The sequence below is a fragment of the Pseudomonadota bacterium genome (assembly GCA_008501635.1).
Taxonomy (GTDB): Bacteria; Pseudomonadota; Gammaproteobacteria; order QQUJ01; family QQUJ01; genus QQUJ01.
Map to the genome: position 1 here is coordinate 553,344 of QQUJ01000018.1, position 14,524 is coordinate 567,867.

Consider the following 14,524-nt stretch of genomic DNA (forward strand, 5'->3'; position numbering starts at 1 on the left):
ATTTGCGTATAGCAACAGATGGTTTGACCCGGGTGACCATCATTCGGCCCAGGGGCGGTAAAGGCTGTTAGGGAGGGATGGAAGGCTGCGTGTTACCGGATTGTTACCGGCACGTGATACCAACCTTACTCTGGAAAGGTGGGATAGGCAGCGTTTAATAGCACGAACTAAAGGGGTGCGAAACCGATGTCAGACGAAAATCAGCCCAAAGACGGTCCCAATCCTGGAGCAGGAGACACCAACGAAAATCAAACGGTGCTCAGTCGGCGTCGATTCCTGCAGCTCCTCACCGCAGGGTCCGCGGGCGTGGCGGCTGGTTTCACCCACATGGATGTGTTGGCGTCACTGGTGGCGATCCCAGATATCAAAAATCCCCTTAAATACTATCCAGACCGCGATTGGGAGAAGGTGTACCTGGACCAATACCGGTATGACGACAGTTTCACCTGGATCTGTGCCCCCAACGATACCCACATGTGCCGTATGCGGGCGTTTGTCCGCAACGGGGTCATGATCCGTAGTGAACAGAATTATGATGCTGATCGCTGCGGCGATCTTTATGGCAACAAGACCACCCAATCCTGGAATCCGCGCGGGTGCCTGAAGGGCTACACGTTTCAACGTCGGGTTTACGGTCCCTATCGTCTCAGTGGACCGGTGATCCGCAAGGGGTGGAAAGAGTGGGCCGATGCGGATTTCCCCTCGCTCTCCGACAATCCGAAACTGCGCTCCAAATACCGCTTCGACGATCGTGGCAACGACACCTTTGTGCGCATGTCGTGGGAGGAGGTATCGGAGTATTGCGCCCGCGGCTTGATGGCCGTGGGCCGTACCTATAGCGGTGATGAGGGTAAACGCCGACTCATGAAGGACGGCTACGAAGAGGAGATGCTCGAACACTGGCACGGTGCGGGCACGCGCACCATGAAGATCGGCTCCTCACTTCCAATCCATGGGATGGTCGGTAAATTCGGCCTGTTTCGCTTTGCCAATATGATGGCCCTGGTGGATCACCACGCCCGTGGCGCCACACCCGAACAAGCCCAGGGTTCGCGCGAGTGGACAGAATATACCTGGCGTGGCGACCAGGCCCCCGGCCAGCCGTTTGTCCATGGTTTGCAGACCTCCGACATCGATATGTCCGATCTGCGCTTTTCCAAATTGACCATTCAGGTGGGCAAGAACCTGGTGGAAAACAAGATGCCGGAGTCACACTGGCTCAACGAGATGATGGAACGGGGCGGCAAGATTGTCACCATCACCCCGGACTATAACGCGCCGTCGGCCAAGGCCAATTATTGGATCGGAACGCGACCCGGACTCTCGGACATCTCGGTGCTGCTGGCGGTCTCCAGGATCCTCATGGACAACGATTGGGTCGATAAGAAATTCGTTAGACAGTTCACCGACTTCCCGCTGTTGGTGCGCACCGATACGCTACGCCGCTTGCGGCCCGAAGAGGTCATCAAGGGCTATCAGGCCAAGGATCTTCGCAACGGCCCCTCGTATAAGATCCAGGGCCTGAGCGATGAGCAGCGGGAACGCATCGGTGATTTCACCCTCTGGGATGAAAAAACGGGCCAAGTGGTCGCTATCAGCCGTGAGGAGGTGGGTGACAAGGCGAACATGAACGCCGCCCTGACCGGAACCTTCACTGTCCACACCGTGGACGGCAACAAGGTTGAAGTCATGCCGGCCTACGAGATGTACAAGCGCCATCTCAAAGACTACGACCTTAAGACGGTAGAGGAGATCAGCGGCGCGGACCCAGAACTCGTGGAACGCCTGGCACGAGATATCTGGGAGACCAGCAAAGCCGGGCATCCCGTTTCTGTGCACCACGGCGAGGGCACCAATCATTATTTCCACGGCACCCTGCACAACCGGGCCTGCCATCTGCCGTTGATGTTAACCGGCAACTTCGGCAAACATGGCGCCGGCGTCTTTACCTGGGCCGGCAACTATAAAGGCGCGCTGTTTCAGGCCTCATCCTGGAGCGGCCCCGGTGTCGGTTCCTACAGCCACGAGAACCCGTTCAAGCCGGTGCTCGATGAAACGATTCGCATGGATCATCACGAGCACCTGCACAATTACACTTATGGTGAAGACGTGGCCTTCTGGGGTCACGGTGAGAGGCCGCTAATCGTTAATACTCCCAAGGGAGGAAGAAAGGTCTTCACCGGCAAGACCCACATGCCCACACCCACCAAAGTGATGTGGTACAACAATGCCAACCTGATCAACCAGAGCAAGTGGATCTACAACCTGATCGTCAACGTCTTTCCCAAGATCGATATGATCGTCGATCAGCAGGTGGAATGGACCGGTTCGGCGGAGTACTCCGATGTCGTGCTGCCGGCCAACTCCTGGGCCGAGTTCGAGGATCTGGAGATCGGCGGCTCCTGTTCCAATCCTTTTATCCAGGTCTGGGGTGGCAAGGGCGTCAAGCCGGTCCACGACTCCAAGGACGATGCTGAAATCTTTGCCGGTGTCGGCCGCGCCTTCGCCAAGCTGACCGGGGATCGCCGCTTTGCCGACTACTGGAAATACATCACCGAGAAAAAGGCCGGGGTTTATATCCAGCGGGTGCTGGACAACTGCACCACGACCCGCGGCAAAGACGGCCCCTACCAACTCGACAAGATACTCAAAGGTGAGTACGGCGGAGAACCGGGCTCCGCCTTGATGTTGTTCCGCACCTACCCACGGGTGCCATTTTACGAACAGCTTAATGACAGCATACCGTTCTATACGGATCACGGCCGGATGTCGGCCTATTGTGATCTGCCCGAGGCCATCGAGTACGGCGAGAACCTGATGGTCCACCGGGAGGGGACCGAGGCAACACCCTACCTGCCTAACGTCATTGTCTCCAGCAGTCCCTACATTCGCCCTAATGACTTTGGCATTCCCCTGGATGCGATGGACCCTGATCTGCGTACCGTACGCAACGTCAAGATGCCGTGGAGCGAGGTCAAGAATACCGTTAATCCACTTTGGAAGCAGGGATTCCGTTTTCTCTGCTCGACGCCCAAGAGTCGGCACTCCACCCATTCGTCCTGGTCGACCGTGGACTGGAACTGGATCTGGAGCACCAGTTTCAGCGATCCCTACCGCAAGGACAAACGGGCCCCCGGCGTTGGTGACCGGCAGATCCAGATGAATCCCCAGGCGGCCAAGGACAGTGGTTTTAATGAGGGTGACTACGTCTATGTGGATGCCAATCCCGTCGATCGCCCCTATGTGGGTTGGAAGTTGAATGACAGCTTTCGTGCCAGGGCGTTCCGTTGTCTGGTGCGGGTCAAATTCAACCTATCCCTGCCTTACGGGATGACGATCATGAAACATACCGGGTGGATTGGCACTGAACGCACGGTCAGAGCACACGAGACCCGTGCGGATGGCCGCGCACTGGCCAAGGATACCGGCTACCAGTCCAGCTACCGCTATGGTTCCCACCAAAGCATTACCCGAAGCTGGCTCATGCCCATGCACCAAACGGATACCCTGTTTCACAAGGACACCGGGGGCATGAATTTCGTATTCGGCTTCGCCGTCGACAACCACGGCGTCAACACGGTTCCCAAAGAGACCCTCATTCGCATCACCAAAGCGGAAGATGGTGGGCTGCATGGCAAAGGTGTTTGGCACTCCGCCGCCACGGGGCACTCGCCGGGGGCCGAATCCGAGGAGATGCGCAAATACCTCGCCGGCGGTTTCATTACGGAGGCATAAGCGACAATGAGCCATCGGCAGAAACTCAAGGTGCGCCAAGCCGGCGCTGCGGCGCTTGGTAGCGGTTGCCAAAAACCGGCGGATTCCGATGACCCCCTGCAAATGCACGCCGAACCGGTCAGCGGGGACCAAGGGGTGATGCTGGAATGCCTGATCGAGGAGTTCGCCCGCATGGGATGGAACGCGCAGCAGATTGCTCAGCTGTTTGAAGACCCATTTTTTCTGGCCTCGCATAGCCTGGCCAATCGCTTGGGCCGCAACGCCGTCAACGAATGCATCGAACGAACATTACGGCGATGCGGCGTATTGCGTTGTTCAATCAGCGAATCCAACAAGACCCAAAGAACCTGATTTATCAACCTTGCGACGAGCGGAGACCCTTCCCGCGCGTTAACAGGAAACCGCTACAACCTTGATGGAGATTGAGACCATGGCTGACGTCTACAACTGGCAACTCGGACGGGGAATGAGTTATCCCCACGAAGAGGCCCATCCAGAACGGCAGTTCGCCTTTGTCTTTAACATTAATCGTTGTATTGCGTGCCAGACCTGCACCATGGCCTGCAAGTCAACCTGGACCTTTGCCAGGGGGCAGGAGTACATGTGGTGGAATAACGTGGAAAGCAAACCCTATGGTGGCTATCCGCAAAATTGGGACGCCAAGCTGCTGGCGATGCTGGAAAATAAGAATCCCGATGGACAGGTGTGGCGGGCCAATGGTCAGGCCCCCGAAAAACCCTATGGGGAATTCGCCGGTAAGACCATTTTTGAGGCCGCTCCAAACCATCTTTCCACCGACGGGTCCATGCGCGCCCTGGGTTACATCCCCTCCGATGAGGAATGGGAAAGCCCCAACATCCACGAAGAGACTGCTACCGGGAAGATCAGGGCCAAAGACCAGTGGGGTTATTCCGCCCAGTTGCCCGAGCACCGGGTTTGGTTCTTCTATCTGCAACGCCTGTGTAACCACTGCACCTATCCCGCTTGCCTGGCCGCCTGCCCCCGCAATGCCATTTATAAACGGCCCGAAGATGGCATCGTTCTCATCGACCAGGAACGCTGCCGGGGATACCGCAAGTGTGTGGAGGCCTGTCCGTACAAGAAACCCATGTACAACTCCACCACCCGGATCAGCGAGAAGTGCATCGCCTGCTACCCGCGTATCGAGGGCAAGGATCCGACCCTGAGTCCGGACCAGGCCCCGTTGGAAACCCGCTGTATGTCCGCCTGCGTGGGCAAGATCCGTCTGCAGGGCCTGATTGAGAAGAGCGCAGACGGCAAATGGGCAAAGAACCCTGACAACCCGATTAATTATCTGGTGCGGGAGCGCAAAGTGGCATTGCCACTCTATCCCCAGTTTGGTACTGAGCCCAATGGCTATTACATCCCACCGCGCTGGGTGCCGCGCAGTTATCTAACCCAGATGTTTGGTCCCGGTGTCGGTCATGCCATCGAACAATACAGCAGTCCCGATCGGGAACTGCTGGCGGTGTTGCAGCTGTTTCGCGCCACCCAGCAGATCATCTTTAAGTTCAGGATTGAACAAGGTCCCAAGGTCGCCGAGATCGAAAATACACTCCCCTCGGGGAAAAAGGTGGTGCAAGAGATATTCAACGACACCATCTACGGTTACAACAAGCTGGGTAAGGAAGTGGTCCGCATCACGGTGGAAGAACCCACCTTCGAGCGGTCCAAAAATCATGTCAACTCCATTTAGGTACCTAAGATGAATCTCTCCGCGCCTGTGGCAAACGAAAAGAAATTGAATCCAGCCTATAGGGGTGCGAAGGAGGACACCAGCGTCCTTGATCAAGCCAGATTGACTCTCTACCAATTCCTCTCCTTGGCCACTTCGAAGCCGTTGTCTTCACGGTGGCCACAAATTCTCGATCGAGATTTCCAGGAACTGGTTCGGGCGGCGGCTGAGGTCATCCAAAAAGATCCCCGGGCCTGTCCCGATTGTCTGGCGCCCGGCGAGATCGCCTTGGAGGCGCTGGATCTTGCGCCGTCAATCTCCTTTCTTCGGCAAACTAAAGAGGACTTCAGCGAAGAATTTGACCGCGTGTTCGGCCTCCTCATTTCCCAGGAGTGTCCCCCTTACGAAACCGAATATTGTCCCCAGACCTTTTCCGTTTATCGTTCCCATCAGCTGGCGGATATCGCCGGTTTTTATCGCGCCTTCGGCTTGGAGCCGTCGCGCAAATCCCCGGAGCGCCATGACCACATTGCCCTGGAACTGGAATTCATGGCCTGGCTGAACGCCAAGACCCTATATGCCTTGGAACAGGGCGACGAAGACCACGCGAAGCTCTGCCAGGACGCTCAAGTGCATTTTTTTCGCGATCACTTAGCCTGGTGGACAACGGCGTTTGCCCTGGCGCTGCGTAGAAAAGCGGATGGGATCAGGGATGATTCACCGCCGCAGAGTTTTCAAGGCGCGATCGGCGCCCTCCTGGCGGCATTTGTCCCCGCTGAACGAAGCATTCTTGGCATTGCTCCGCCCACCACGCTCATCGCCGTCAAGGTAGGAGATACGCAGGACGGTGACGGGGAAGACTGCGAGGCATGCGCATTAGGTGTGGATTCAACCTTCGAGTAATCACGAGAGAGATGAAGATCATGCGACAAACCGTGCTTTCCACCCTGGTATTGGCCGGATTCTTTCTACCCTCTGCACTCACCTTTGCGGCTAGTCCGGAGATCAATGAACTGTATCAGCGACACTGTAGTTCCTGTCACGGGGAAAAGGGTGACGGGCAAGGCCCTGCGGCTTATTTGCTGTGGCCTAAGCCGCGGGATTTTACCCGCGGCGTGTATAAATTCCGCAGTACACCGACCGGGGCGCCGCCGACTGATCAGGATCTGCACCGTACCCTGCAACGTGGCGTCGCCGGCACCTCCATGCCTTCCTGGGATCGTCTGTCCGAACAGGAACTCACCGATGTTATCAATTATGTGAAATCTTTTTCGGATATCTTCACCTACGAGGATGCGATTGAACCGCCGATTGCGATTGCGTCAGCCCCGAAGTCGACCGAAGCAAGCGTGCAGGCGGGGAAACAGGTCTATATCGAGATGGAGTGCGAAAAATGTCATGGTCCGCGTGGCAAGGGTGACGGATCCGCGGCTTCAACCCTCACGGATGATCTGGAACGTCCTATCCGTCCCTACGATTTCACCCGTGGTCCCGGACTGATGAAAGGCGGCGTATCACCCGAGGATATCTACCGCACCTTTATGACCGGTCTTGACGGGACGCCAATGCCGTCGTTTATCGATGACCTGACAGAGGAGCAACGCTGGCAGCTGGTCCATTATATCCAGTCCCTTTCATCCACGGGCGATGAACCAGCACCGGCAGGGCCAACAGCAACCCCAACCCTGCAAGCCGTTAAGATATCGGCCGATCCATCCCTCGACATTGATGATCCGATCTGGGAACAGGCGACCGCGACGATTGTCCCGTTGCGTCCCCTTTGGGCAAGAGACGCTTGGGTGGACACCGTGAAGGTACAGGTCGCAATCGGTAAAAAAATGGCTGCATTTCGACTCCAGTGGCACGACACCAAAAAGAATGAGGAGGTCATACGGTTAAGGGATTTTCGGGATGCGGTAGCGATTCAGTATGTGCCTCAGGGGGAACCCGGTGACTATGTCGGTATACCGTTTATTGGTATGGGAGACGAGCAGGACGTGGTAACTATCTGGCACTGGAAGGCCGACTGGGAAGCCGATATGGCCGCAGGGTTTGGCGACGTGGTGCAGAAATACGGTGTCACCATGGACCCGATGTCACCGCATGCCGATCATACCAGCGATGAGATTTACCTTGCGGGTCGTGCGGCGGCCAATCCCCTCTCAGCCAATCAGCACCGCACCCCAGTCCAGGTGCTGGCGGCAAAGGGGTTCGGCACGCTGACCAGTCTGCCGGCTGCGGATCAGACCGTAGAAGGACACGGTGTGTGGCGCAACGGCATGTGGACGGTGGTCATGCGGCAGGCCCTTGATTCAAGCTCGGCACTGGGCCAAAAGAAAATACTCCCGGTCGCCATCGCAGCATGGGACGGCAGCGATCATGACCGCAATGGGCAGAAATCCGTTTCACAATGGATGGAATTGAGGATTGAATAAATACCTTTCGACGACTCACCTTAGGAGTAGCAGATGAAAAAAATACGGTGGGATATTCTGATCCCCGTGGGGGTGTTTGTTTTCGCGATCAATTCCGCACAGGCCGCCAGCTACAAGGTGCTGGCGGACGGCGTCGCAAATGGCGGTATTGTACAGGGCCGGATTACCTTCGAGGGTACCCCGCCAACCCCAAAGATGTTGACGGTGGATGAAGATGTTGAGGCCTGCGGCGGCGACCGGCCTTCCGACGAGCTACTGGTTAATAAGAGTGGCGGCATAATGAACGTCGTGCTGAGTATTACAGAAATTGCATCCGGTAAAGACTGGGGCTTTCCGGAAGAATTTGTGTACGATCAAAAGCAGTGTACATTCATTCCCCGTATATTGTTGATCAAGCCAAAGAGCAAGGGGGTGGTACTGAACAGCGATACCGTGGGACACAATTTCCACACGGTTAGCAAAGGGATCTATAACGTCAACAAGAAAATCGCCGCCGATACCAAGATGGTCGTGGCGGCAAACAAGCTTAGGAGGCCAGGGACCATTCGGGCTAAATGTGATATCCACTCATGGATGGGTGGATACTGGATCGTGGCAGAAACCCCCTATACGGTTCTCTCGGACGAGGATGGTAAATTTTCCATTACGGATATTCCTCCGGGCACCTATAAACTCAAGATCTGGCATGAAACATTGGGAGAAAGCGAACAGCAGGTGGTAGTCAAGGCCAAAGAGGCCACAGAAATCAATGCCAGCCTGAAACTTTGATCTACCTCTGCAGGATTATTCGAACTCAGTGCCCTGGCGGTATACAGTCATTAGGGAAGGTGAATAAGCCAGTCTTGGAGTTATCGGGCCACAAAAACCGAAAAGTGTGATTTTCGGTTTTCTTCGTTTGCCAACGACTTGGCGTCCTTGGTCAATGGCAGCACGTATTTTATATTGCCCGTCCTGTATTCACCAACGCAGAGCAATAAACAGGTACGATTAACAACATTTGGTTTACTGGAACCTATTTCAAAAACCCATCGATAAGGGATTCGACGTAGCCACCGGTTGACTCTGAAAAACTGCTGCGGCGGATTGTGCGTGTGGCACCTTCCGGCATTTTTGTTGTGGATGAGAACAGGCCTGTTTTTCCGGTGGAGCTCTGTTTGCGCGATGGGTTCCGGGTACCATCGCCAAAACTGTCGCACAAGCTATACCGAGCCAACACCATTTGTTGTCGAGCGGTGTTTTTGACGTTGATTCCGGACTAACAAAATACCTGCCAGGAAGGTAACCATGATGGTCCCGAAGGGTGCGCCGTAGACCAGAGTGTTGTTGGTGTCAGGTGGCAGCAGCAGCCAGTACCACGTGGTCAAGGTGTGCTTGGAGCCGATCTCGCCGTTGTTCCCCTCCCAATTCGCAAACGACACCGGGATGAATTGTCCTTCAGGAAAGCTCAGATCCAACGAGCCGTCACTGTTGCTGCGGGGGCGTTTCATGAGTACACGCCAACGGCCATCTTGCCACTGGCCCTGCGCCACCAGGTCATTGCCACTGTCACGCACCACCAACTTGTTATCGGGGCCACTGGCATCCAGTAATACCGCACGCGGCTCAATGGGCGGTTCAACCGAGCCGGCATTCCAGTACCAGATGGTGGTGGGATGCTCTGGATCCCCGTGGCGGTACAGGGGTTTTTCAACCGGTGCCGTTGAATAGGAATTCTGTTTGGGAAATTGAATGGCGAAGGCGTCAGCGAACATGGTCTGGTCATCACCATCCGGGAAATATTTGATCACTGGCCCGCCGGGAATACTTTCAGTCGGATCGTTCACCTCTAGTAAAAAGGCGATCTCCTCGTCGTTGTAGAGGGCCCGCACGGTGATTGCATCATTGAGCGGAGTGAACAGACGCTCCTCTTTGATAATGTTGGGCACCAATCGGAAAGTGACGGCCGGCGCTTGATTCCATGCTGCATCCTCTACATCGTCTGGCAATCCATTCGCCACTTCCACCCCTTCGATGACCGTACTTTTGCCCGGCGCGGATGCATTTGTGCGTAACGACCAGACGTAGTTGGCAACGTGCCAGCGGTCCTCCAGGGTGATCGAGTCCTCCTCCTCCTCGCTTACCGACCGATGCGAGGGCATCGGGGTGCCTGGTATCCCCACCGAGAGGCGCGTGTAGATGTTACGGATTGTTTCATCCCGGCTGCGCTCATCATTTCCGGCCTGTGCTTCAGTTATTCGCCAGGTCCAGGGCTCGGTCAGGTCACGGGGCCAGGTACGGTAGCCCCAGTCATCGTCCAGAAACTCGCCAGAGGTGAGATCGCCACGACCTTCCGCTCCGTGACATTTTTTACAGTTTTCCTCGAAGACCTCTTTACCCCGGGAGACGGATTCCGGCGAGTAGGAAATCTGGCCACCGGTCGGTTCCTGATCGGTGATGACCCTGAAATCGGATTTCAGATAATGGCCTTCATCGTCAAAGGCCTCGTCTGCCGCATCCAGCGGCGCCCAGGTGTAGGAGATATCAAGCCGTTTCATAACCGGGATCAGGCCCTTGATCTGGGTATCGGTAAGCACACTCGACCAACCGGGCATGCTGGTCCCCGTTAATCCGAATTTGATAATGCTGAATAGATCCTCGTCCCGGGGCGGCAGACCCCCGGCGGCGGTCTTGAATTTCATTAAGCCCTGGGTGAAATCCCGGGGCCGCGGATAGAGAAACTCCGCCGCCGGTCCATCCCCCGCGCCGTCTTCGCCGTGGCACACGGCGCAACGAAACCGGTAGATCTCCTCACTGCTCATCTTGGCCCGCTGCGAGGTGATCATATCTTTCATGCCGGTTACCGACTTGGAGATCGCTTGGTCCCACATGCGCGGTACCTGCTCCACATAGTCATAGAGAAAGGTGATCACCTGCCACACTTCTTCCTCGTTCAACATCTCGTGCCACACTGGCATGGCCGAATTCCAGGGCATTCCACCCGTGGGTAATCCGGGTCCGCCGGTGGTGATACGCCAGAACAGGAACGACTCCTGCAATTGAGCAATTGTGCCCACGTCCTGGAAATTGGTGGGAAGAGGATTAAACCCCTTGGCGAAATGACCCTTTCCACCCAGCATGTCGCCATGGCAATAAAAGCAATTTTGATAATAAACTTCGCTACCGGCGCGCACTGTCTCCTTATAGGTTTCCCACGCTGACTCCGGATCGCTGTTGAGTTGGTCCAATATCTCTAACCGTAGTGGGTTCTCGAGTGTCGCCAGGTCATAACTTTTGTCGTAAACCTGTATGGAGGCGGGCGGAGCAGGATGAACCTGACGCAATTCCATAGGCGTCTCGAAGGAGGGTTTTACGGCATTGTATGCGGTATAGCCCAGCAACAGCGGTATAAAGAGCAGCAAGGCCCAGCGCAGCACCTGCTTGTTGTCGTCGCGCAATGTGGCAATGATTGGCGTCTTGAATTCCGTCCAACGCCGATCCTCACTGGAGAAGTAAAGGGTTACGCCGAGAATGGTGATGATCATATACGTGATCATCAATGACCTCGGCATAAACGGTGGAAAGGCCCAGTTGAATATCGCCCAGGCGAAGACAATTATAATGACCGCCTGCCAGAAAGCGGAAACCCTCCAATTCATGATTGACCCTTGGTTTGTTTCGCCAGAAACTGCACGATTATTTCCAATTCTTTGATGGTCATTCTTTCGGAAAGATCGGGCATGATGGGTGGGTATCCCTCAGCGATCACCGCAGTCGGCGCGATGATGCTGTCCCGGATCTGGTCGATGCTGAGCCGCGTGGCGACATCATTCAGGTTGGGCCCCACGGTCGATTCTGTCTCCAAAATGGAATGACAGGCCGCGCAACCGAATTTTGCGATTGCTTCCTCGGGACTTTGGGCAAGCGGCGGTATTTCCGCCACGGTTTTTTCTTGTGCGGCCGCCACCGAAGATGTCTCTGTGGGCAGGGCCACCGTCACCGTATTGCCATCCTTGTGCTGCAGATAAGCGATGATGGCGTCGATTTCCATTGCGGAGAGTTGCACAGGAGGTTTATCGATGGCGGGCATGGGCGACTCGGTATCGTTGGAGCCCTTTTTGCCAAACCCGCTGACAACATAGATATTCGGATCCAGCATGGACTCGCGCAGATAACCTTCGGTGTCCTTGGCTTTGCCTTGGTAGCGAGAATCCGCCATCCGCTGCAGTGATTCTTTTTCCACGTTGAATGCCAGCAGATCCGGCGCCCGGCCCAATTGATTGTGGCACAGCGTGCAGGTTCCCTTTCCTTGGTATAAATCCTTTCCCAGGGCGATGAAGGAGTCCATGGTCAATGCCCCCACGTCCACCTCTCTGTCCACCGGCGCCTCGCCTTTCATCTGTGGAAGTACATAGCTGACGGCGGTAAATACCAGGATCAGCGCAACACTGAAGCCCAGGGTTTTTAGCAACACAGTCATGCCGCACTTTCTGCCGGTACGGATTTGTTCGCGGGCGCAGGAGGTATCTGCTTAATGCCGCTCAGGTTGGCGATCCAGAAGATAAATAACAAAAAGATCAGGAACAAAAGGGTTACACCGGTGACCGTGTTGCCGACGGTTGCAAGGGTGGGGATGTAATTATCGGGGGAGTTGTCCTTCATCACCGTGTACACGTGCCAGTGGGTGCGCACAGACGAGCGAATATAACCCATCAGCGCCATCAACCAGGTAAAGGCAATCGGCAACGCGAACAGGGCATATTGGGAGCGGTCGGAGACCTTGCCCCAAGAGGATGGCAAGGTCTTTGCTCCCTTGAACATGAGGCTGTCGATCACTACGCCGGCTACAATCACAACCAACGTCGATGTCACCTGTATGACGCTGGAGCCCACCTTATAGACAGTGTTAGTGAAATAGCCGTAGTAGATACCGGCAAAGATCACGTTTCCGATCGCCACGATGTAGATGGCAACCATCAAGGCGTTACCCCAATCTTGCCAGGAGACGGTGATGACCTTATCGGCGCGCCGATAGATCTGGAAGGAAAGGAACGTAACGATGAGCATCAGAAACACGGCGATATTCTTTGCCGGCATGATACCCAAAGGGCTCAGCACGGGGTGATTTACACCGCCCAGTTTTGCGATTTCATTGGACGTGTAGATCACGTTGTGGGGCGTCACCCAGACGAGAAAACCAAGCACCAGAATGACAGCGATATACTTGATAAGCCACTGGTAACGACTACTGCCCTCGGTGCGCGCCATACCGGACCAAAGATAGTAATTGCCGGCGAACAAGATAGTGCAGATCAGCACCGCCTGGATCACGAACAGCCACGCCAGAATGCCACCCATTGCCAGGATTCCCATCTGCTGGGAGTATGCATAGACTTCAGCCATCAGCCAGTAACCGGCAAACGGCAACGGCAGGAACGCGAGTATCGCAATAAAATTCGAGGTATAGCCCATCCAATCGTAGTGGGCCTTCGCCGCGGCGGTCTTCGCGCTGAGAAACTTAAAGGCCGCGTACGCTCCCACTACCGCGCCGCCAAAAGCGATATTGGCGATAAAACGATGCAGGTTTAGTGGGTTCCACAGGGGTCCTTTCATCACCTCCCAGATATTGCCGATCACAGCACCTGCGCTATCGACCCCGGAAGGCGCCATCATAAAGGTTGTCCAGGAATTGGCGACCACCAGCAGTGTGGTGCCGACGGCGTTTAGCAGTAGTCCCAAGGTCAAGTGGACCCACTTGCTATTGCCGTAGCGCAGGGCATCCCATCCGTAGTAGTAGATATACAGCAGCATGCTCTCGAGAAAGAACAAAACCGCATAGACCAGCATCTGCGAGCCGAACACCCGCATCATATAGTTCATAAAATCGGGATAGAGCAAAAACAGGCACAGCGCCAGGGCGCCGCCGAACAACGCCGTTATAGCGTATGCGGTAAGGCTGATCTTCATAAACTCATGGGCCATATCGTCGTAACGATCATCGTTGGTCTTGAAACCGATGAATTCGATGACCAGTACGAAGATGGGAACCGCCAGCACCAGTGCGCCAAAAAACAGATGCATCTGGGCGACAACCCAGACAATGGTGCGGCTGCTCACGCCAATGTTTGGATAATTCGAGCGTTTGGGTTTTGGCGCGGGGATTAAGGCCGCCCTGGTTTCTTCGCGGATTTCGTCTTTGTCGACGGCAGCATCGTGCGCCTTTGCGTCGACCTCGGCAGCCGCAGCGGCCGGTAGAAACCCGTCACCATTCAGCCCGACAATTGCCATCATCAGGACGAGCAGCACAGCACGCCATGCCCGTAGCGAGGGGTAATATAAGATCGAACTCACCCTTTTTGCCTTAGTCGTTTCACAGTAATTAGGGGGTAATTGTTACTGCGCCGGGGTCAGATTCCAGTTAAGAGGCAGACCCTGGATGCCCATAATGAAATGGTCCAAACCATAAAACACCGCTAGCGTGATGACGATCGCGATTACCCAGGTCATTACGTTGCTTGATTTCCGTGCATTATTTTTTGCGCCCATACCCCCCCCGCAGACGGTTCAGCCACAACCTGGAAGTCAGTTAAAACATCATCCGTGTTAAGGAACCTCTGATTAAACCGTGCCCAGTGATTCTGTTGCCCGGAAGCGACGATTTCGGTGTTGTAAAGCTTGGCAA

General features: G+C 55.3%; 9 protein-coding genes. 6 read left to right on the forward strand and 3 right to left on the reverse strand.

From position 1 onward, the window contains the following. Positions 1-186: 186 nt before the first annotated feature. From DWQ09_12540 to DWQ09_12565, 6 genes are all read left to right on the forward strand, one after another. Positions 187-3,735, forward strand: coding sequence for a nitrate oxidoreductase subunit alpha (locus DWQ09_12540; protein KAA3627964.1), 3,549 nt, complete (start codon positions 187-189; stop codon positions 3,733-3,735). A gap of 6 nt (positions 3,736-3,741) precedes the next feature. Continuing rightward, entirely contained in the window at positions 3,742-4,086 is a 345-nt protein-coding gene (locus DWQ09_12545) for a hypothetical protein (GenBank protein ID KAA3627965.1), read from the forward strand. A gap of 79 nt (positions 4,087-4,165) precedes the next feature. Then, positions 4,166-5,452 (forward strand): 4Fe-4S dicluster domain-containing protein, encoded by a 1,287-nt coding sequence (locus DWQ09_12550; GenBank protein ID KAA3628033.1) that lies wholly within the window; start codon positions 4,166-4,168, stop codon positions 5,450-5,452. A gap of 9 nt (positions 5,453-5,461) precedes the next feature. Then, the gene (locus DWQ09_12555; protein KAA3627966.1) at positions 5,462-6,334 is read left to right on the forward strand and encodes a hypothetical protein; all 873 of its coding nucleotides are present in this window, start codon (positions 5,462-5,464) and stop codon (positions 6,332-6,334) included. Further along, positions 6,301-7,866: a hypothetical protein gene (locus DWQ09_12560; GenBank protein ID KAA3627967.1), complete on the forward strand. Its 1,566-nt coding sequence runs from the start codon at positions 6,301-6,303 to the stop codon at positions 7,864-7,866. The genes DWQ09_12555 and DWQ09_12560 overlap by 34 nt, the downstream gene beginning before the upstream one ends. Positions 7,867-7,899: 33 nt before the next feature. Then, positions 7,900-8,634: a hypothetical protein gene (locus DWQ09_12565; GenBank protein ID KAA3627968.1), complete on the forward strand. Its 735-nt coding sequence runs from the start codon at positions 7,900-7,902 to the stop codon at positions 8,632-8,634. A gap of 431 nt (positions 8,635-9,065) precedes the next feature. Here the strand turns inward: DWQ09_12565 and DWQ09_12570 are convergent, their stop codons facing one another. Genes DWQ09_12570 through DWQ09_12580 form a run of 3 tightly spaced genes read right to left on the reverse strand, consistent with a single transcriptional unit; the run spans position 9,066 to position 14,148 of the window. After that, positions 9,066-11,504, reverse strand: a complete 2,439-nt coding sequence (locus DWQ09_12570; protein ID KAA3627969.1) for a hypothetical protein — start codon at positions 11,502-11,504, stop codon at positions 9,066-9,068. After that, positions 11,498-12,322, reverse strand: a complete 825-nt coding sequence (locus tag DWQ09_12575) for a cytochrome C (protein KAA3627970.1) — start codon at positions 12,320-12,322, stop codon at positions 11,498-11,500. The genes DWQ09_12570 and DWQ09_12575 overlap by 7 nt, the downstream gene beginning before the upstream one ends. Continuing rightward, positions 12,319-14,148, reverse strand: a complete 1,830-nt coding sequence (locus tag DWQ09_12580; protein ID KAA3627971.1) for a hypothetical protein — start codon at positions 14,146-14,148, stop codon at positions 12,319-12,321. The genes DWQ09_12575 and DWQ09_12580 overlap by 4 nt, the downstream gene beginning before the upstream one ends. Positions 14,149-14,524 lie beyond the last annotated feature (376 nt).